Annotated in this window: 16 protein-coding genes; 9 read left to right on the top strand and 7 right to left on the bottom strand. The window is 55.9% G+C overall.

Annotation, left to right across the window (positions count from 1 at the left end; translation table 11 throughout):
- Window positions 1-326: 326 nt before the first annotated feature.
- Together AC22LX_RS22335 and AC22LX_RS22330 are read left to right on the top strand one after the other, a co-directional pair.
- Window positions 327-1973 (top strand): DUF3300 domain-containing protein, encoded by a 1647-nt coding sequence (locus AC22LX_RS22335; RefSeq protein WP_045390059.1) that lies wholly within the window; start codon window positions 327-329, stop codon window positions 1971-1973.
- Window positions 1974-1983: 10 nt separating this feature from the next.
- The gene (locus AC22LX_RS22330) at window positions 1984-2790 is read left to right on the top strand and encodes a DUF2950 family protein (protein WP_045390056.1); all 807 of its coding nucleotides are present in this window, start codon (window positions 1984-1986) and stop codon (window positions 2788-2790) included.
- Window positions 2791-2834: 44 nt separating this feature from the next.
- Here the strand turns inward: AC22LX_RS22330 and AC22LX_RS22325 are convergent, their stop codons facing one another.
- The 5 genes from AC22LX_RS22325 to pdhR all read right to left on the bottom strand — a co-directional run bounded on the left by AC22LX_RS22325 (window position 2835) and on the right by pdhR (window position 10400).
- Window positions 2835-3119 carry a hypothetical protein gene (locus AC22LX_RS22325; RefSeq protein ID WP_045390053.1) on the bottom strand — a complete coding sequence of 95 codons (285 nt, stop codon included), beginning with the start codon at window positions 3117-3119 and terminating at the stop codon, window positions 2835-2837.
- 165 nt (window positions 3120-3284) lie between these two features.
- Window positions 3285-4709 (bottom strand): dihydrolipoyl dehydrogenase, encoded by a 1425-nt coding sequence (gene lpdA, locus AC22LX_RS22320; RefSeq protein ID WP_015368220.1) that lies wholly within the window; start codon window positions 4707-4709, stop codon window positions 3285-3287.
- 206 nt (window positions 4710-4915) lie between these two features.
- A complete protein-coding gene (gene aceF / locus AC22LX_RS22315) occupies window positions 4916-6802 on the bottom strand; it encodes a pyruvate dehydrogenase complex dihydrolipoyllysine-residue acetyltransferase (RefSeq protein WP_047050165.1) in 1887 nt (628 codons plus the stop codon).
- A gap of 14 nt (window positions 6803-6816) precedes the next feature.
- Window positions 6817-9480 (bottom strand): pyruvate dehydrogenase (acetyl-transferring), homodimeric type, encoded by a 2664-nt coding sequence (gene aceE, locus AC22LX_RS22310; protein ID WP_015368222.1) that lies wholly within the window; start codon window positions 9478-9480, stop codon window positions 6817-6819.
- 140 nt (window positions 9481-9620) lie between these two features.
- Entirely contained in the window at window positions 9621-10400 is a 780-nt protein-coding gene (pdhR, locus tag AC22LX_RS22305) for a pyruvate dehydrogenase complex transcriptional repressor PdhR (protein ID WP_015368223.1), read from the bottom strand.
- 645 nt (window positions 10401-11045) lie between these two features.
- On the opposite strand from pdhR, the gene aroP reads away from it, so the two are divergent.
- The 3 genes from aroP (at window position 11046) to AC22LX_RS22290 (ending at window position 14947) form a co-directional block, all read left to right on the top strand.
- Window positions 11046-12419 (top strand): aromatic amino acid transporter AroP, encoded by a 1374-nt coding sequence (gene aroP / locus AC22LX_RS22300; protein WP_161801884.1) that lies wholly within the window; start codon window positions 11046-11048, stop codon window positions 12417-12419.
- Window positions 12420-12590: 171 nt separating this feature from the next.
- Window positions 12591-13997, top strand: coding sequence for a glycoside-pentoside-hexuronide (GPH):cation symporter (locus AC22LX_RS22295; RefSeq protein WP_045390044.1), 1407 nt, complete (start codon window positions 12591-12593; stop codon window positions 13995-13997).
- Window positions 13997-14947 (top strand): glycoside hydrolase family 43 protein, encoded by a 951-nt coding sequence (locus AC22LX_RS22290; RefSeq protein ID WP_045390042.1) that lies wholly within the window; start codon window positions 13997-13999, stop codon window positions 14945-14947. The genes AC22LX_RS22295 and AC22LX_RS22290 overlap by 1 nt, the downstream gene beginning before the upstream one ends.
- 177 nt (window positions 14948-15124) lie before the next feature.
- On the opposite strand, the gene ampE is transcribed toward AC22LX_RS22290, so the two are convergent.
- Both ampE and ampD read right to left on the bottom strand, forming a co-directional pair.
- Window positions 15125-15979, bottom strand: a complete 855-nt coding sequence (ampE, locus tag AC22LX_RS22285; protein ID WP_047050168.1) for a beta-lactamase regulator AmpE — start codon at window positions 15977-15979, stop codon at window positions 15125-15127.
- A complete protein-coding gene (gene ampD, locus AC22LX_RS22280; RefSeq protein ID WP_045390037.1) occupies window positions 15976-16539 on the bottom strand; it encodes a 1,6-anhydro-N-acetylmuramyl-L-alanine amidase AmpD in 564 nt (187 codons plus the stop codon). Before ampD ends, ampE begins: the two co-directional genes overlap by 4 nt.
- Window positions 16540-16676: 137 nt before the next feature.
- On the opposite strand from ampD, the gene nadC reads away from it, so the two are divergent.
- The 4 genes from nadC (at window position 16677) to hofC (ending at window position 20773) form a co-directional block, all read left to right on the top strand.
- Window positions 16677-17570 (top strand): carboxylating nicotinate-nucleotide diphosphorylase, encoded by an 894-nt coding sequence (nadC, locus tag AC22LX_RS22275; RefSeq protein ID WP_015368230.1) that lies wholly within the window; start codon window positions 16677-16679, stop codon window positions 17568-17570.
- Window positions 17571-17750: 180 nt separating this feature from the next.
- Window positions 17751-18182, top strand: a complete 432-nt coding sequence (gene ppdD / locus AC22LX_RS22270; RefSeq protein ID WP_045390034.1) for a prepilin peptidase-dependent pilin — start codon at window positions 17751-17753, stop codon at window positions 18180-18182.
- A 10-nt stretch (window positions 18183-18192) separates the two neighbouring features.
- The gene (gspE, locus tag AC22LX_RS22265) at window positions 18193-19578 is read left to right on the top strand and encodes a type II secretion system protein GspE (protein WP_045390031.1); all 1386 of its coding nucleotides are present in this window, start codon (window positions 18193-18195) and stop codon (window positions 19576-19578) included.
- Window positions 19568-20773, top strand: a complete 1206-nt coding sequence (hofC, locus tag AC22LX_RS22260; RefSeq protein WP_045390028.1) for a protein transport protein HofC — start codon at window positions 19568-19570, stop codon at window positions 20771-20773. Before gspE ends, hofC begins: the two co-directional genes overlap by 11 nt.
- Window positions 20774-20797: the final 24 nt, after the last annotated feature.

The raw sequence follows: 20797 nt of genomic DNA, 5'->3' as shown, positions 1-20797 counted from the left end.
GCGGTAGGCGATTTTCTTCACGCTCCTGTGAGACAGCAGTTTGTAGGGTAAATGCCCGATACCGCGAGGGCAGCATAGCAGGATTTTTGAAGGGTGTTAATCTGTTTACAAAAAAGCAACATTAAAATTTAGCTGAATCGTTAAGGGCAGGATATTGCAGGCTTTCTGTTCAAATGCTGGTAGATAAATTTATTTCTGTTACAGATTTAATGTCAGGATCCCAACAAAAATCAAAAAAAACAATATCGTCTTCATATACTCCCCTAACGTACCGTTTTCGCCGATACTTTAGCGAGATGGGTAACATTTCTGTGTCAGGAGCTTCCATGTCACTACCGTTCAAACCCCATATTATCGCCCTGCTCTGCAGCGCAGGCTTACTCGCAGCGGCAGGAACGCTCTATGTTAAAAGTCGTACCCCAGAGACTATCGCGGAAGCGCCGGTGACGGCACAGCCCACAACGGTACCCGCGCCGGCGTCCCCGACTGCGCCGGCGGCGGGACAAGCGGTCACAGCCACCTACACACAGGCGCAAATCGACCAATGGGTCGCGCCAATCGCGCTCTATCCGGACAGTTTACTCTCGCAGGTACTGATGGCCTCCACCTATCCGGACAACGTTATGCAGGCGGTACAGTGGTCGCAGGATAACCCGTCGATGAAAGGCGACGCGGCCGTTCAGGCCGTTGCCAGCCAGCCGTGGGATCCGAGCGTCAAATCCCTCGTCGCCTTTCCCGCCCTGCTGGCAATGATGGGCGAAAATCCGCCGTGGGTGGAAAACCTTGGCGACGCATTTTTAGCCCAGCCGCACGACGTCATGGACTCCGTACAGCGCCTGCGTGCCATTGCCCAGCAAACCGGGACATTAAAATCCACGCCGCAACAGAAAGTGACCGTCACGGCCGCGGCGCCAGCCTCTTCGAGGTCAACGAATAGCGGCGCGGTATCAACCTCGACAACCTCAACGGCTTCGCCAGCGCCTTCGCAGATCATCAAAATTGAACCGACCAACCCGCAAGTGGTATACGTTCCAAGCTATAACCCTTCGACCGTCTACGGCAGTTGGCCGAATAGCGCCTATCCCCCGGTCTATCTGCCGCCGCCTCCCGGAGAGCAGTTCACCGATAGCTTCGTCAAAGGTTTTGGCTACAGCCTTGGCGTCGCCACCACCTGGGCACTCTTCAGCAGCATCGACTGGGATGATGATGACCATCATCATGATGACGATTACCATCACGGCGGTTACCAGCATAATGGCGATAACATCAATATTAATGTGAATAATTTCAACCACATTACCGGTCAGAACCTACCGGGTAACCGCGTAAACTGGCAGCATAACCCCGCCTATCGCGGCAACGTGCCTTATCCGAATAATAATGTCGCCCAGCGCTATCATCAGACCAATGTTCCCGGCGGACTCAGCGCGACCCAGCATGCGCCGGTCGATCGCAGCGCTCAACGGCAAGCGGCGATGACGCAGCTTCAGCATCCCAACGCGCCAGCAGCCAGCGCAGGCACGCTGGCTGCCACTAGCGCCTCGCGCGATGCGCAGCGTCAGGCGGCTTCTCAACAATTGAAGCAGGCCACCCAGCGCAGCAGCTACCGTGGCTACGACAGCACGCCGACACCTGCCAAACAGCAGCGTCGCGAAGCGGCGAAAACGCAGTTGCAACACCCAACGCCGCAGCAGCAACAGCATCGCGAGGCCGTGAAGAGCCACGTGCAAAATCCTACGCCTCAGCAACAACAGCGCCGTCAGCAGATTCACTCCGCGACGCCGGCCCAGCGTCAGCAGGCGGTGAGCACGGCACGCGCCAATGCCTTAAGCGGCAACGAAAGTCGCTCCCCCTCCTGGCAATCGCAGCAGGCGCGCGGGCTGCAAAGCCGTAATATTTCCGGCTTGAGTAGCGAACAGCGCGGCGCCGCCAGAGAGCGCCTTTCCGAACACCATGAATTGCGTCGTCGCTGAGGATGAGCAGATGAGAAAACCATTACAGATCGCCCTATTAACGCTAATGCTGTCGCCGCTCGCCGCCTTCGCCCAGCAACAGTTTCCCACGCCGGAGAAAGCCGCAAGCGCGCTGGCCGATGCGCTCAATCATCGTGATAAAGCCGCGCTCAATAATCTGCTCGGCGATAACTGGCAGCAGTTTTTACCCACCAATGGTATTGATCCCAATGCCGTCGACCGCTTTCAGCGCGACTGGCAGGTGAAACACGTCATTGTGCAGCAGGGTAATAACGCCTGGCTTGATGTCGGCAGTGAAGCGTGGCGATTGCCAATTCCGATTGTCAAAGATGAACAGGGCTGGCGATTTGATATGGCGGCCGGGGAAGATGAAATTCTCACACGCGCCATCGGCCGCAATGAACTGTCGGCAATTGCCGCCATGCACGCCTACGTTGATGCCCAGCAGGATTACTATCAAATGAATCATCGCTGGGCGCAAAAAATCATCAGCAGCGAAGGCAAAAAAGATGGTCTGTACTGGCCAACCTCACCGGGCGAAACGCCAAGCCCGCTGGGGCCGGCCTTTAGCCCGACGGAGCCCGGCGCCGGTTATCATGGCTACCGTTTCCGCATTATCGCCGATAACGATAGCCAAGGCGTCGCCTTACTGGCATGGCCGGTAGAGTGGGGAGAAACCGGGGTGATGAGCTTTATGATCGATCAGAACGATAAGGTCTGGCAGGCGAACCTGGGCGAAGAGAGCGCGACGAAAGCGCAGGCAATTACGCATTTTGCCCCCGATTCAGCGGCGGGATGGCAGCCGGTCAATCAATAAAAAAATGCCCGGTTGCGCAATAGCAACCGGGCACTCTCTGGTGCTTAGCCCTGGTGCGGCATCAGCTCCGGATAACCGGCAAAAGCAGGTTTCTGACTGGTCAGCGCCGCTTCATCCGAGCTGATGCTCCCGGAATTCGCCGCCCACACCCCTTCATTGGTCTTTGTCACCAACTGATGCTGCGCATTCAGATCCTGACCCATCGCCGCAATATGGGTACTTTCGGTACCGCCGCTGTTCGCCGCCCATGGAATTGTCGCATCAGCCGCGCAGGCCATACCGGATACTAACGTCGTGGCTAACAGCGCCGTGGTCAATAAGCGTTTCATCTCACACCTCAGATACATAATTAACTACCTATTAGTTTACTGAGTGACTATTTTCAAAGTATGTATGAGGTGTAGCGGTTTGTGAACAGGGACATAGTTCTAAACATTAGCGATAAAAAAAGCGGCTCTTAGAGCCGCTTACGCATTTTTAGCTGAAAGAAAAAGTTACTTTTTCTTCGCTTTCGCGTTTGGCAGGTCGGTAATGCTACCTTCGAAGACTTCTGCCGCCAGGCCAACGGACTCGTGCAGAGTCGGGTGAGCGTGGATAGTCAGCGCGATGTCTTCCGCGTCGCAGCCCATTTCGATAGCCAGACCGATTTCACCCAGCAGCTCGCCGCCGTTGGTGCCGACAATCGCGCCGCCGATAACACGGTGGGTCTCTTTGTCGAAGATCAGTTTGGTCATACCGTCTGCGCAGTCGGAAGCGATAGCACGGCCGGAAGCAGCCCACGGGAAGGTGGCGGTTTCGTAGCTGATGCCTTTCTCTTTCGCTTCTTTCTCAGTCAGGCCAACCCATGCCACTTCTGGCTCGGTGTAGGCGATGGACGGGATCACTTTCGGATCGAAGTAGTGTTTCAGGCCGGAGATAACTTCTGCGGCAACGTGACCTTCGTGTACGCCTTTGTGCGCCAGCATCGGCTGACCGACGATATCGCCGATAGCAAAGATGTGCGGCACGTTGGTGCGCATTTGTTTGTCAACGCGAATGAAGCCGCGATCGTCAACTTCCACGCCGGCTTTGCCTGCGTCGAGGTTTTTACCGTTCGGCACGCGGCCGATAGCTACCAGCACCGCGTCGTAACGCTGCGCTTCCGCCGGGGCTTTTTTGCCTTCCATGGAAACGTAAATACCGTCTTCTTTTGCTTCAACGGCAGTCACTTTGGTTTCCAGCATCAGGTTGAATTTCTTGCTGATACGCTTGGTGAAGACTTTAACCACGTCTTTGTCGGCAGCCGGGATAACCTGGTCGAACATTTCAACCACGTCAATCTCTGAACCCAGCGCATGGTATACGGTACCCATTTCCAGACCGATGATACCGCCGCCCATAACCAGCATGCGTTTCGGTACAGATTTCAGTTCCAGAGCGTCGGTGGAATCCCAAACGCGCGGATCTTCATGCGGGATAAACGGCAGCTGAATCGGACGGGAGCCCGCCGCGATGATCGCGTTGTCGAAGTTAATCACGGTTTTGCCGTTTTCGCCTTCAACTTCCAGGGTGTTAGCGCCGGTGAATTTACCCAGACCGTTAACCACCTTCACTTTACGACCTTTGGCCATGCCAGCCAGACCACCGGTCAGCTGAGTGATGACTTTTTCTTTCCAGGTGCGGATCTTGTCAATGTCGGTTTTCGGTTCGCCGAAAACGATGCCGTGTTCGGCCAGCGCTTTCGCTTCTTCGATAACTTTTGCAACGTGCAGCAGTGCTTTAGAAGGGATACAACCCACGTTCAGGCAAACGCCGCCCAGCGAGCTGTAACGTTCTACGATGACGGTTTCCAGACCTAAATCAGCGCAACGGAAGGCTGCAGAGTAGCCTGCAGGACCTGCCCCAAGTACCACGACCTGAGTTTTGATTTCAGTACTCATCATGACCTCTGTAATTTATATCCGGCGGGTCTGACGCTTTTATTATTACGCCCAAGTCCACCGGGACGTTCTATCCGCGTGTATTTTACAAAATTGTTAACAATTTTTAAACAACAAACGGCAAACGATTTTGTCCTTTGTTGCTGATAATCCCCAACAGCCTGAGGTTATCAGAAAAAAGCCGGCCGTCAGGCCGGCTTTTTCGCTTACATCACCAGGCGGCGAATGTCGCTCAAGGTGTTGTTAATGATGGTAATGAAGCGGGCACCATCAGCACCGTCGATGACGCGGTGGTCGAAGGACAGAGAGATCGGCATCATCAGACGCGGAACGAACTCTTTACCATTCCATACCGGCTCCATCGCGGACTTAGACACGCCCAGGATGGCCACTTCCGGCGCGTTAACAATCGGCGCGAAGTGGGTAGTACCCAGGCCGCCGATGCTGGAGATGGTGAAGCAACCGCCCTGCATTTCGCCAGCAGTCAGCTTGCCATCGCGCGCTTTCTTCGAGATGGTGGTCAGCTCGCGAGACAGCTCGGTGATGCTCTTCTTGTTCACGTCTTTAAAGACCGGAACCACCAGACCGTTCGGAGTATCTACCGCCACACCGATGTTGATGTATTTCTTCAGCGTCAGGCGCTGACCGTCTTCGGACAGCGAGCTGTTGAAGCGCGGCATCTGCTCAAGCGCAGCGGCAACGGCTTTCATGATGAAGACCACTGGGGTGAATTTCACGTCCAGTTTGCGCTTCTCAGCTTCGGCATTCTGCTGCTTACGGAACGCTTCCAGATCGGTGATATCGGTTTTGTCGAAGTGCGTAACGTGCGGGATCATCACCCAGTTACGGCTCAGGTTAGCACCAGAGATTTTCTGGATACGACCCAGTTCCACTTCTTCGATTTCGCCAAACTTGCTGAAGTCAACTTTCGGCCATGGCAGCATGCCCGGCAGACCGCCGCCTGCGGCAGCAGCCGGTGCGGATTCAGCGCGTTTAACCGCTTCTTTCACGTAAGCCTGAACGTCTTCGCGCAGGATACGACCTTTACGGCCGGTCCCTTTCACTTTCGCCAGGTTTACGCCGAACTCGCGCGCCAGGCGGCGAATCAGCGGAGTCGCGTGAACGTAAGCTTCGTTTTCAGCGAATTCGGTTTTACCTTCTGCTTTCGCAGCCGGCGCGGCAGCTTTCTGAGCCGGTGCAGGTGCAGCAGCCGGTGCCGCAGCCTGAGCCGGAGCAGCAGCAGGCGCTGCGCCTTCCACTTCGAAGACCATGATCAGAGAGCCGGTAGACACTTTGTCACCGGTGCTGATTTTGATCTCTTTAACGGTACCCGCGAACGGCGCCGGAACTTCCATAGAAGCTTTGTCGCCTTCGACGGTGATCAGTGACTGCTCAGCGGCAACTTTATCGCCGACTTTTACCATCACTTCGGTGACTTCAACTTCGTCGCCGCCGATATCCGGTACGTTAACATCTTTCACGCCAGCCGCAGCAGCCGGTGCCGCTGCAGCCGGAGCGGCAGCCTGTGCCGGAGCGGCTGCAGGCGCAGCGCCCGCCACTTCGAAGATCATGATCAAGGAGCCGGTGGACACTTTGTCGCCGGTGTTGATTTTGATCTCTTTAACGGTACCCGCGAACGGCGCCGGAACTTCCATAGAAGCTTTGTCGCCTTCGACGGTGATCAGGGATTGCTCAGCGGCGATGGTGTCGCCCACTTTAACCATGATCTCGGTGACTTCAACTTCATCGCCGCCGATATCCGGTACGTGAACTTCTTTCGCTGCGCTTGCCGCCGGCGCTGCTGCCGGTGCCGGAGCAGCTGCTTTCTCTTCCTGCGCAGGTGCAGCGGCTGCTGCACCCTCGGCGGAATCGAAAATCATGATCAGTTTGCCAGTCTCGGTTTTGTCGCCGACGGAGACTTTAATCTCTTTCACGACGCCAGCCTGCGGAGACGGAACTTCCATAGAGGCCTTGTCGCCTTCTACGGTGATCAGCGACTGTTCAGCTTCCACTTTGTCGCCAACTTTGACCAGGATCTCGGTGATTTCAACTTCATCAGCCCCGATGTCCGGTACTTTGATTTCGATAGCCATTATTCTCTTACCTCTTACGCCAGACGCGGGTTAACTTTTTCTGCATCGATGTCGAATTTAGCAATGGCGTCAGCCACAACTTTCTTATCGATTTCACCACGTTTAGCCAGTTCGCCCAGCGCCGCAACGACCACATAGGAAGCATCGACTTCGAAGTGGTGACGCAGGTTTTCACGGCTGTCGGAACGACCGAAGCCATCGGTACCCAGTACGCGGTAGTCATCAGCCGGTACGTAAGTACGAACCTGCTCGGCGAACAGTTTCATATAGTCAGTGGATGCCACAGCCGGAGCGTCGTTCATCACCTGAGCGATGTACGGTACGCGCGGAGTTTCCAGCGGGTGCAGCATGTTCCAGCGTTCGCAATCCTGGCCATCACGCGCCAGTTCGGTGAAGGAAGTGACGCTATACACGTCAGAACCCACGCCGTAGTCTTTCGCCAGGATCTGCGCTGCTTCACGAACGTGACGCAGGATAGAACCGGAGCCCAGCAGCTGAACTTTACCTTTGCTACCTTCGAGGGTTTCGAGTTTGTAGATACCTTTACGGATACCTTCCTCGGCGCCTTCCGGCATGGCCGGCATGTGGTAGTTTTCGTTCAGCGTAGTGATGTAGTAGTAAACGTTCTCTTGCGCTTCGCCGTACATACGAACCAGACCGTCATGCATGATGACAGCGACTTCGTACGCGTAAGACGGGTCGTAGGAGATGCAGTTCGGGATAGTCAGCGACTGAATGTGGCTGTGACCATCTTCGTGCTGCAGACCTTCGCCGTTAAGCGTAGTACGACCGGAAGTCCCGCCGATCAGGAAGCCGCGAGCCTGCTGATCGCCAGCCGCCCAGCACAGATCGCCGATACGCTGGAAGCCGAACATCGAGTAGTAGATGTAGAACGGAATCATCGGCAGGTCGTTGGTGCTGTAGGAGGTCGCAGCAGCCAGCCAGGATGCGCCTGCGCCCAGCTCGTTAATACCTTCCTGCAGAATCTGGCCTTTCTCGTCTTCTTTGTAGTATGCAACCTGCTCACGGTCCTGTGGGGTGTACTGCTGGCCGTTCGGGCTGTAGATACCGATCTGACGGAACAGACCTTCCATACCGAAAGTACGCGCTTCATCGGCGATGATCGGCACCAGACGATCTTTGATCGACTTGTTCTTCAGCATCACGTTCAGGGCGCGAACGAAAGCGATAGTGGTAGAGATTTCTTTGTTTTGCTCTTCCAGCAGCGCGCTGAAGTCGGCCAGGGTCGGCAGCTCCAGTTTCTCAGTGAATTTCGGCTGACGAGTCGGCAGGTAGCCGTTCAGCTTTTCACGTTGAGCGTGCAGGTAAGTGTGCTCTTCGGAACCTTCCGGGAAGGTCACGTACGGCAGTTTTTCGATATCGGCATCAGCCACCGGCACGTTGAAACGATCGCGGACGTAGCGAACGCCGTCCATGTTCATTTTCTTAACCTGGTGCGCGATGTTTTTACCTTCCGCGGTGTCGCCCATACCATAACCTTTAATGGTATGCGCCAGAATCACGGTCGGCTGGCCTTTGGTTTCCTGCGCTTTTTTCAGTGCAGCGTAGACTTTCTTCGGATCGTGACCGCCACGGTTCAGGGCCCAGATCTGCTCGTCAGTCCAGTCGGCAACCAGTGCGGCGGTTTCCGGATATTTACCGAAGAAGTGCTCACGAACGTAGGCGCCGTCTTTGGATTTGAAGGTCTGGTAGTCGCCGTCAACGGTTTCGTTCATCAGCTGAATCAGCTTACCGCTGGTGTCTTTACGCAGCAGCTCATCCCAACGACCGCCCCAGATAACCTTGATAACGTTCCAGCCAGCACCACCGAAGATGCCTTCCAGTTCGTTAATGATTTTACCGTTACCGGTGACCGGGCCGTCCAGACGCTGCAGGTTGCAGTTGATGACGAAGACCAGGTTATCCAGTTTTTCACGGGTCGCGATGGTGATAGCGCCTTTAGATTCCGGCTCATCCATCTCGCCATCGCCCAGGAAGGCGTAAACAGTTTGCGCAGAGGTGTCTTTCAGACCACGGTGTTCCAGATATTTCAGGAATTTAGCCTGATAGATAGCGCCCAACGGCCCCAGACCCATCGATACGGTCGGGAACTGCCAGAATTCCGGCATCAGTTTCGGGTGCGGATAAGAGGACAGACCATTACCGTGAACTTCCTGACGGAAGTTGTTCATCTGCTCTTCAGTCAGACGACCTTCCAGGAAGGCACGTGCATATACGCCCGGAGAGATGTGGCCCTGGAAGTAAACCAGGTCGCCGCCGTCTTTCTCAGTGCGCGCACGGAAGAAGTGGTTGAAGCAGACTTCGTAGAAGGTAGCGGAAGACTGGTAGGATGCCATGTGGCCACCCAGTTCCAGATCTTTCTTCGATGCGCGCAGAACGGTCATGATGGCGTTCCAACGGATCGCTGAACGAATACGGCGTTCCAGCTCCAGATTGCCCGGGTATTCCGGTTCATCTTCAACGGCAATAGTGTTGACGTAATTATGCGCTGCCGCACCGGCCGCTACTTTCACGCCGCCTTTGCGGGCCTCAGAAAGAAGCTGGTCGATCAGATACTGAGCACGCTCAACACCTTCTTCACGGATGACCGATTCGATCGCCTGTTGCCAGTCGCGAGTTTCGATCGGATCCACGTCATTCTGGAAACGTTCTGACATGGGGGTATTCCTTATCTATCTAATCGTTGATTTAACTGGAACCTGTCCCATTGAACTCTTTAGCGTTTCACTCTGATGAACAACCAAAAATTCAATAAGACAGGTTCTGCGTTTAGTTGCCGCGCTCTAAAAAATGGCGCTTAAGAACCGGAGTTCTCGTCCTTTCGTTGCTGTAAACGACGCAATGAACGTTCTCTACGACTCTGTTCACGGCTACGATCCAGCAAAATTTCCTCAATGAACGCCAGGTGACGGTGCGACGCCTCACGCGCCTGCTCCGGCTCCCCGGCCATTATCGCCTCGAAAATGCGAGTACGATGGTTGCTGACCAACGGGAGCATTTCCCGGCGGGCATACAGCAATTCAAAGTTCTGACGAACGTTCTGTGCCAGCATCGGCTCCATACACCTTAGCAGATGGAGCAACACCACATTGTGCGCCGCTTCGGTGACGGCGATTTGGTACTGGACGACAGCGCCGGATTCGGCGTCGAGGTCGCCGGACTGTTGGGCCCGCTCAATGGCTTGATGCAGTTCGCGAATACGGTCGCGATCTTCATCATTGCTGCGCAGCGCCGCGTAATAAGCCGCGATGCCTTCCAGCGCGTGACGGGTTTCCAGCAAATCGAATTGGGATTCAGGGTGGTCGGACAGGAGCTCGACCAACGGGTCGCTAAAGCTCTGCCACAGGCTGCTTTGTACAAAGGTTCCACCGCCCTGGCGACGAAGCAACAGGCCCTTGGCTTCGAGGCGTTGAATCGCCTCACGGAGCGAGGGACGGGAAACGTCGAACTGTTTTGCCAGTTCGCGTTCAGGCGGGAGTTTTTCACCGGGGCGCAACGTCCCCTCAAGAATCAGAAACTCCAGCTGCTGCTCTATCACATCAGAAAGTTTTGGTTGGCGGATCTTGCTGTAGGCCATATTCCCTGTCTCTGCCATTCGCCCGGAGTCAATTGGTCTTACCAATTTAAAGTTCGTAGCGCTAAAGTAACAAAGTATTCACCTCCTGTCCATACAGGTTTTGATTGAAATCAGTAAACCTGGCCTTTTTTAACAACCTTACAGAAATAACGTTTCAGAAATGTAACCTTGCACAAAACTTACATTTACCCAGCAAGGGGTAGCATTAACTTTATATAAACGAAAAATTACGCTTTCTGAACCGATTCAAGAAGCAAAAAAGTGCATTTATAAACCAATAAAGTGAATAGATAACCAATTAAGGGTAGCGGCGGCGGTGGTAAGAAAAAATGACAAACGGTGTCTTTTTGTTCGTTCCGTCATCATCCCTTCATAAAGCAGGTGCATTCGCACGCCCTTACCATTATTCTTCATCAGGCGAAAGGTCTTTGAGGGAATTTCCGCTTTGCTTTCCGTAAAGAAATAAATACAAAAATGGAATTTCATAATTACACAAACACAACAATGTGTGCGTTGCGTCACTCGGGTAAAAACTGGCCTCAAACGCCTTGAAATTAGCTAACTATGCTATTTGGCAGAGACGGACAGCAAAGCAGCAACCTGAAGGATGAAGCGTATAAACATAATAACCACACACGAGGTTTCATGATGGAAGGTCAACAGCATGGCGATCGACTCAAGCGCGGCTTGAAGAACCGCCATATACAGCTCATTGCGCTAGGAGGCGCTATCGGTACGGGCTTATTCCTGGGTAGTGCGTCAGTGATTCAATCTGCAGGTCCTGGTATTATTCTCGGCTATGCTATCGCCGGGTTTATCGCCTTCCTGATCATGCGTCAACTCGGCGAAATGGTCGTCGAAGAACCGGTAGCCGGTTCATTCAGCCATTTTGCGTATAAGTACTGGGGCGGCTTTGCAGGCTTTGCCTCCGGCTGGAACTATTGGGTGCTGTATGTGCTTGTCGCCATGGCGGAGCTGACCGCCGTCGGCAAATATATCCAGTTCTGGTGGCCGGAAATCCCTACCTGGGCTTCGGCAGCAGTCTTCTTCATCGCTATTAACGCCATTAACCTGACCAACGTAAAAGTGTTCGGCGAAATGGAATTCTGGTTCGCGATTATTAAAGTCGTCGCGGTAGTGGCCATGATTCTGTTCGGCGCCTGGCTGCTGTTCAGCGGCAACGGCGGCCCGCAGGCGACGGTCAGTAACCTGTGGGATCAGGGCGGTTTCCTGCCGCACGGCTTCACCGGGCTGGTAATGATGATGGCGATCATTATGTTCTCCTTCGGTGGCCTGGAACTGGTGGGTATCACCGCGGCGGAAGCGGACAACCCGGAAAAGAGCATCCCGAAAGCCACCAACCAGGTTATCTACCGTATCCTTATTTTCTATGTAGGCTCCCTGGCCGTGCTGCTCTCACTGCTGCCGTGGACGCGCGTCACCGCCGATACCAGCCCGTTCGTCCTGATCTTCCACGAACTCGGCGACACGCTGGTGGCAAACGCCCTCAACATCGTGGTGCTGACCGCCGCGCTCTCGGTTTACAACAGCTGCGTATACTGTAACAGCCGTATGCTGTTCGGCCTGGCGCAGCAGGGTAATGCGCCGAAAGCGCTGCTGACTCTCGATAAACGCGGCGTACCAGTCAACACCATTATGGTATCCGCCGTAGTCACCGCGCTGTGCGTGCTGATCAACTACCTGGCGCCGGAATCGGCGTTCGGACTGCTGATGGCGCTGGTTGTCTCCGCGCTAGTGATTAACTGGGCGATGATTAGCCTCGCGCACATCAAATTCCGTCGCGCCAAGCAGCAGGAAGGCGTGAAAACACGTTTCCCGGCGCTGTTCTACCCCTTGGGTAACTGGGTATGCCTGCTGTTTATGGTCGCGGTACTGGCCATCATGCTGATGACCCCGGGGATGGCGATTTCGGTGTGGCTGATACCGGTATGGATTGCCGTTCTCGGCGTTGGCTATCTGTTTAAACAGAAAAGCGCCGGCGTCGTAAAAGCACAATAATACATCTCGTCACGCCGTGTCCGTCCTTTAGCGACGGGCACGGCGCATTGTTATCTGCTTCACACTTTCCTTCCTGTAACAGTTTTATCCATATCGATGACGGATTACTGCAACGTAATTCCCGACGCTAAGACCAATAATTCTCTCCAGACTGCAATGGAGAGTTCCAGGATGACAGGCAATAAACTTTCGCTGAAAGAAAAGATTGGCTACGGGATGGGCGATGCCGGATGTAACATTATCTTTGGCGCCATCATGTTGTTCGTTAACTATTTTTATACGGATATTTTTGGTCTTGCCCCGGCGCTGGTTGGGGTGTTGCTGCTTTCGGTGCGCGTCATCGACGCCGTCACCGACCCGATCATGGGGGCGATGGCCGACCGCACACGCAGTAAATATGGCCGCTTTCGCCCATGGCTGCTGTGGATGGCCTTCCCCTACGCCCTGTTCAGCGTGCTGATGTTCACCACCCCGGAATGGACCTACAACAGCAAGGTTATCTATGCCTTCGTCACCTACTTCCTGCTGTCGATAACCTATACCGCGATTAACATCCCCTACTGCTCTTTGGGGACGGTGATGACATCCGACCCGCAAGAACGTGTCGCCTGCCAGTCATACCGCTTTGTGCTGGTCGGTATCGCGACGCTTCTGCTCTCTCTGACTCTGCTGCCTATGGCGGAGTGGTTCGGCGGCGCTGATAAAGCCAAAGGTTATCAACTGGCGATGACCGTATTGGCATTCATCGGCATGTGTATGTTTTTGTTCTGCTTCGCCACCGTACGCGAGCGCATCCGCCCGGCGGTCCAAACCAACGACGAGCTGAAAAAAGATCTCAAAGACGTGTGGAAAAACGACCAGTGGGTTCGCATTTTGCTCTTAACCCTGTGCAACGTTTGCCCCGGCTTTATCCGCATGGCCGCCACCATGTACTACGTCACCTGGGTGATGGGGCAAACTACCCACTTCGCCACCCTGTTTATCAGCCTTGGCGTGGTCGGCATGATGATCGGCAGCATGCTGGCGAAAGTGCTGACCGACCGCTGGTGTAAACTGCAGGTCTTTTTCTGGACCAACATTGTACTGGCGGTCTTCTCCTGCGCGTTCTACTTCTTTAATCCGCATGCCACGACGCTGATTCTGGCACTCTACTTCCTGCTCAATATCCTGCATCAAATCCCGTCGCCGCTGCACTGGTCGCTGATGTCCGACGTTGATGACTACGGCGAGTGGAAAACCGGTAAACGGATCACCGGCATCAGCTTCTCCGGCAATCTGTTCTTCCTGAAAGTGGGGCTGGCGGTCGCCGGGGCCATGGTGGGTTTCCTGCTGTCGTGGTACGGCTACGATGCCGGCGCGAAGCAGCAAAGCGCCTCGGCGCTAAACGGTATCGTGCTGCTGTTCTCTGTGATCCCCGGCGTTGGCTACCTGATTACCGCAGGCGTCGTACGCCTGCTGAAAGTTGACCGCAATCTGATGCGCCAAATCCAGAGCGATCTGGAAAAACGCCGCAGTAACTACAGCGAACTGAATGAACTCCAGGAATTGAAAACCAGTGAACACGTAAGGAAAGCCTGATGAACAACTGGCCTAACCCCTTTATTGAACAACGCGCGGACCCTTTTATCCTGCGCCATCAAGACCACTACTATTTTATTGCCTCCGTACCGGAATACGATCGGCTGGAGATCCGCCGCGCCGCTACGCTGGAAGGCCTGCGTGAAGCCGAGCCGGTGACCGTCTGGCGCAAGCCGCAAAGCGGGCCGATGAGCCAGCTGATCTGGGCGCCGGAGCTCCACCCCATCGACGGCAAGTGGTATATCTATTTCGCCGCCGCCCCGACCCATGACCTCGACGCCCAGGGGATGTTCCAGCACCGGATGTTCGCCCTTGAGTGTACCGACAGCGATCCGCTCAGCGGCCGCTGGCAGGAAAAAGGACAAATCGTCACCCCGTTCGATACCTTCGCCCTCGACGCCACCACTTTCTGCCATCAAGGGAAACGCTGGTATTTATGGGCGCAGAAAGACCCGCAGATCGCCGGCAATACCAATCTCTATCTGGCGGAGCTGGAAAACCCGTGGACGCTAAAAGGCGCGCCGCTCATGCTGAGCAAGCCGGAGTTCGCCTGGGAATGCCGGGGATTTATGGTCAATGAGGGACCTGCGGTGCTGGTACACGGCGATAAGCTGTTTATCAGCTATTCCGCCAGCGCGACCGATGAAAACTACTGCATGGGATTATTATGGATCGACCGTGAAGCCGACCCGCGGATGCCTGAAAACTGGCATAAATCCCCACAGCCGGTATTTCGTACCAGCTATGAAAACCGCCAGTATGGTCCCGGCCATAATAGCTTTACGCAAACGCCGGAGGGGGAAGATGTGCTGGTGTACCACGCGCGCAACTACACCGAAATCGAAGGCGACCCGCTGTACGATCCTAACCGTCACACCCGGCTAAAGCTGGTACGTTGGCAAGAAAACGGGATGCCCGATTTCGGCATCCCGCCTGCTGATACGCTGTAGAGAATGAACAGCAAGCCGTCCGGGATCCAACGCCACCGCTGGGATTTTCCCTGCTTGCGCTGCGCTTAGCAGGGCTACCGCTTCTGGCTTACCGGGCCGCGGACCGTAGGCCGGATAAGCGCAGCGCCATCCGGCGACATGAGTGCGCCAAGCCCGGCAGCGCCTGGCTTCGGGCTGTTAAATCAAAGTCCCGTAGATGGTCAGCAGCGCCATAATCACCACCACCACCAGCGAAGTTTTCTTCGCCATGGAAACCGCCGCTTTTGGCGTCTCAACCGCATCGACGTGCGGCTCGCGGGCCAGCGAGAACTGGGCCAGACGAGTTAATACCTGATACTGTGAAGAGTGACGGTCGCCTAACGAGGCAAACCACGCTGGCAGCGCTTTTTCGCCGTGACCCAGCAGCGCGTATACCACGCCAACCAGGCGCACCGGCACCCAATCGATAATATGCAGAATACCGTCAATGCCGGACTGTAAACGATGGCGCGGCGTCTGATAGCGCGCAAGCCAGGTCTGCCAGGCGCGCAGGACGCTATAGGCCGTCAGCGTCAATAACCCCCACGGGCCGCCGACCACCAGCCAGAACAGCGGCGCGAGATAGTAGCGATAGTTGATCCATAGCAGCGCGTTCTGCAGTTCACGAAGATACTCCTGGCGATCGCAGCCCGGCGGCACGCCGTGAATCAGCGTTAGCTCGCTGGCCATCGAATCGCAGGCGTGGCTATCGTTGTTCGCCGCCGCCTTCAGATAGGCATGATAATGCAGGCGCACCTTACCCGCGCCAATACACAGCAGGCCAAGCAAAATCCAGAACACCAGCAGCGGTACGTTAAATAGCTGCCCTTGTAGCAGGCGTTGAATAACATATACCACCGCCACCGCGACGACGGTCATCAGCACGGTGCCGAACAGCGAGAAATGCTTCACGCGGCGGAACAGTACCTCCAGGCGATGATCGAGCTGCCAGTGCTCGCCAAGCTTGAACAGACGCTCGGCGATGAGAACCAGCAGCGTAGTAAACAACGTCATGGTATCTCCTTATGTGACGATGCGGCCAACATACCGCGATATTTTGCCCAATCAAAGGCCGGGCCGGGATCCGTTTTGCGTACCGGCGCGATATCGCAATGGCCGGTAATATTATCAGCAATACCAGGATAACGCTGGATAAGCCCCCGGGTAATCGCCGCTAGCTGCTGGTACTGCGCCTCGGTGTAGGCCTGAGTATCCGTCCCTTCCAGCTCAATGCCTATCGAAAAATCATTGCAGCGCTCGCGGCCGTGATAGCTTGAGACGCCAGCATGCCATGCGCGCTTATCAAAGGGCACATATTGGACTATTTCGCCATCGCGGCGAATCAGACAATGCGCCGAAACGCGCAGATGAGCAATCCCGGCGAAGTAAGGATGCGCGTCGGCATCCAACGTACCGGTAAATAGCGCGTCAATCCACGGGCCGCCAAACTCCCCCGGCGGCAGGCTGATATTGTGTACCACCAGTAAAGAAGGGTTTTCATCGTCCGGACGGCAATCGTGATGCGGCGAAGGCACCCGACGCGCGCCCACCAGCCATCCGCCATTCAACTGCATGGGGAATCTCCTTTCGCAAACGTGGATCCCGGCGGCCCCACAGGCGACGCGAAATCCATTGGGTATGTGTGGTACAGAAACGTGGTTCAGGTTAGCATGTTTCCCACTTCTGAATCTTATCTATCTGGAGCTTTATCATGACGCCTCGTCGCTACAGCCCCGACCGCCGCCGTGACGCGCTGCTGGAACGTATTAATCTCGATATTACCGACGCCGTCGCGCAATCACTACGCGAAGATCTGGGCGGCGAAGTTGACGCTAACAACGATATTAGCGCGCAATTATTGCCATCGGACGCGCGCTCTCACGCCGTCGTCATCACCCGCGAAGATGGGGTATTCTGCGGTAAGCGTTGGGTAGAAGAAGTTTTCATTCAGCTTGCCGGCGACGATGTCAGCATCACCTGGCACGTGGCTGACGGCGATACGGTTAAAGCCGATCAGCCGCTGTTCGAACTGGACGGCCCGTCGCGGGTGCTGCTGACCGGCGAGCGCACCGCGCTAAATTTCGTGCAGACCCTCTCTGGGGTAGCAAGCGAAGTGCGCCGCTACGTCGACCTGCTCAAAGGCACCAAAACGCAGCTGCTTGATACGCGTAAAACGTTACCAGGCCTGCGTACCGCGCTGAAGTATGCGGTGCTGTGCGGCGGCGGCGCGAACCACCGTCTGGGCCTCTTTGACGCCTTCCTGATCAAAGAAAACCACATCATCGCCTCCGGTTCGGTACGCCAGGCGGTGGAAAAAGCCTTCTGGCTGCACCCGGACGTACCGGTGGAAGTCGAAGTCGAAACGCTGGATGAGCTGGACGAAGCGTTAAAAGCCGGCGCTGATATCATCATGCTCGACAATTTCACCACCGACCTGATGCGCGAGGCGGTGAAACGTACCAACGGCCAGGCGGCGCTGGAAGTCTCCGGCAACGTCACCTTCGATACCATTCGCGAATTCGCGGAAACCGGCGTTGACTATATTTCCGTCGGCGCACTCACTAAGCACGTGCGGGCGCTCGACCTGTCCATGCGTTTTCGTTAATTCTCTCCCCGATATCCGCCGGGTATCGGGGCTATTTTTGCGAGACGCCTCGCACGCTTCGCATGCATCTTTGAAAGCACTACCGAAAAGCTGGATGCCTGCATCCTAAGCGTATTTTTCCTCCTCGCCGCCGCAACGTAATCGCGCCAAAGTCACCCCACAACCAACAAGGAGTGACTTATGGATAAGCAACGTGGTTTTACCCTGATCGAATTAATGGTGGTTATCGGCATTATCGCCATCCTCAGCGCCATCGGCATCCCTGCCTACCAGAACTACCTACGCAAAGCCGCCCTCACCGATATGCTGCAAACCTTTGTGCCCTACCGTACGGCAATAGAACTGTGCGCGTTGGACCACGGCGGACTAACCAGCTGCGATGGCGGCAGCAACGGTATCCCCTCGCCGTCGACTACCCGCTATGTATCGGCGATGAGCGTCGCCCAGGGCGTGGTCACCCTGACCGGGCAGGAGAGTCTGAACGGACTGGCCGTCACCCTGACCCCTTCCTGGGATAATGCCAACGGCATCACCGGCTGGCAGCGCGTCTGCGCCATCGGCGATGACAGCGCGCTAAAGCAGGCCTGCGAAGATGTCTTCCGCTTTAAATGAGGTGACAGCCATGAAAAGCGAACAGCTACTCTCACTCTGTCAGCGCCATCACGCCATTTTGTTGAAGAGCGATGGGCAGACCATCGTTATCGCCGTCGTGGATACGCCGGCGCCAGAACTGATGGAAGCGCTGCGCTTCGCTACCCAAAAGCGTATCGATATTGAATGCTGGAGCCAGGATCGAATGGATAAGCATCAGCACGAGGCGCAACAGTCAGCATCAGAGTCCGCCACGGGTAACACCCGGGGCGTAACCGATCTGCTGAATCAAATTCTGGAGCAGGCGCTGCGCCAGCGTGCCTCTGATATTCATATTGAGCCGGCGGAAAAACAGCTGCGGATACGCCTACGTGTCGATGGCGTGTTGCATGCCCTGCCGTTACTTGAGGCCGCGCTGGCTGCGCCAATGGCCGCACGGCTTAAGGTGCTGGGCAACCTCGATATTGCCGAGCATCGTCTCCCGCAGGATGGACAGTTCACTCTGACGCTGGCCGGGCGCACGGTCTCCTTTCGCATTGCAACCCTCCCCTGCCGCGGCGGGGAGAAAATCGTCCTGCGTTTATTACACCAGGTGGAACAGGCGCTGGATCTGGAAGCTCTGGGGCTCTCCTCTCGTCAGCTGGCTTTTTTCCGCGCCGCATTGAACCAGCCGCAGGGGTTGCTACTGGTTACCGGGCCGACAGGTAGCGGCAAAACCGTCACCCTGTATAGCGCGCTGCAGGCGCGGAATCGCGAAGAGGTTAATATCTGCAGCGTGGAAGATCCGCTGGAGATCCCGCTAATCGGTCTCAACCAAACGCAGATCAATCCGCGATCCGGCCTCACCTTCCAGAGCGTCCTGCGGGCGCTACTGCGTCAGGATCCGGACATCGTCATGGTTGGAGAAATTCGCGATGCCGAGACCGCGGAAATCGCCATTAAGGCCGCACAAACCGGGCATCTGGTGCTCTCTACATTACATACTAACTCCACCAGCGAAACGCTGATTCGCCTGCAACAAATGGGCGTGGCGCGCTGGATGATCTCCTCAGCGCTTTCGCTGGTGGTCGCCCAGCGGCTGGTGCGAAAACTGTGTCCCCACTGCCGGCGCGATGGCGGCCGCCCTACCGAAGTGCCGCACAGTCTTTGGCCACGCCCATTGCCCGGCTGGCTGGCGGTTGGCTGTCCGCAGTGCTACCACGGTTACTACGGCCGCCTGGCCTTATTCGAACTGCTGCCGGTGGATAGCGCGCTACGCGAGGCCATTAATCGCGATCTCAGCGCGGCGGAAATCGAAACGCTGGCCCGCGAAGCTGGCATGATGACGCTGTTTGAAAGCGGCTGTGAAGCGGTGGAGCGCGGGTTGACCAGCCTGGAAGAAGTCGTGCGCGTTCTGGGGATCCCACATGGCGACTAAGCAGCTTTGGCAGTGGCGCGGGATGGATAAGCAAGGAATGCCGTGCGAAGGGGCACTCTGGCAAGAGACGCGCGCACAGGCGCTGGCATCACTGGAACAGCAGCGGATACTGCTGCTGGCGCTGCGGCGCCAAACGGTACAGGGTTCACTGTGGCGTCCGCGCTATAGCTGCGAGATTATCCGCCAGCTTGCCACGCTGCTGCAGGCTGGCTTACCGTTGGCCGAAGGGCTGGAGCTGCTGGCCCAACAACAGCCGTACAAACAGTGGCAGGCGCTGCTGCGAATGCTGGCGCAGGAACTGGCGCAGGGTGTTTCTCTCTCCAGCGCCCTGACGCAATGGCCGCGGGTCTTTCCGCCGCTCTATCTGACGATGATCCGCACCGGCGAGCTCACCGGTAAGCTGGAACGTTGCTGCTTTCAGCTCGCGCTACAGCAGCAGGAACAGCAGCGTCTGACAGAAAAGGTAAAGAAGGCGCTGCGCTACCCAATGGTGATTCTGACTTTGGCGCTGGCGGTGGTCATGGCAATGTTGTTTTTCGTGCTGCCGGAATTCACCGCTATCTATCGGACCTTCAATACGCCGCTCCCCTTGCTGACGCAAATGGTCATTCACATCGGCGATGCATTGGCCCGCTACTGGCCGTTGCTGCCGCCGCTTTTTGCTATTCCGCTATTTCTCAACCGACTGGCCCGGCATCGGCCACGCTGGCTGCTGTTAAGGCAAAAGTTACTACACGCGATTCCGATTGCCGGTCGGCTAATCAACGGCCAACAGCTGAGCCAGATATTTACCATTCTTTCACTGACCCAAAGCGCGGGCATCAGCTTTGTACAAGGGCTGGAGAGCGTGGAGGAAACCATGGGGTGCCCGCTGTGGCGGCAGCGGATTGCACAGGCGCGCGCAGATATCATCCACGGCCAACCAATCTGGCAGGCGCTAACGAATTGCGGCGGATTCACCTTACTGTGTCTGCAGCTCATTCGTACCGGCGAGGCATCGGGATCGCTGGATACGATGCTCGATAACCTGGCGCGCCATCATAGCGAGCAAACTCATCAACAGGCGGATAATCTGGCGACGCTGCTGGAGCCATTACTGCTGGCGGTGACCGGAACGATCGTTGGCGTACTGGTGGTAGCGATGTATCTCCCCATTTTTCATTTGGGAGACGCGCTCGGCGGGATGGGAAGTTAATGGCTGGCGCTAAAGCGCCAGCCA

This window comes from Klebsiella sp. PK01 (assembly GCF_057624675.1).
This window is presented reverse-complemented; position numbering and strand designations above follow the sequence as displayed.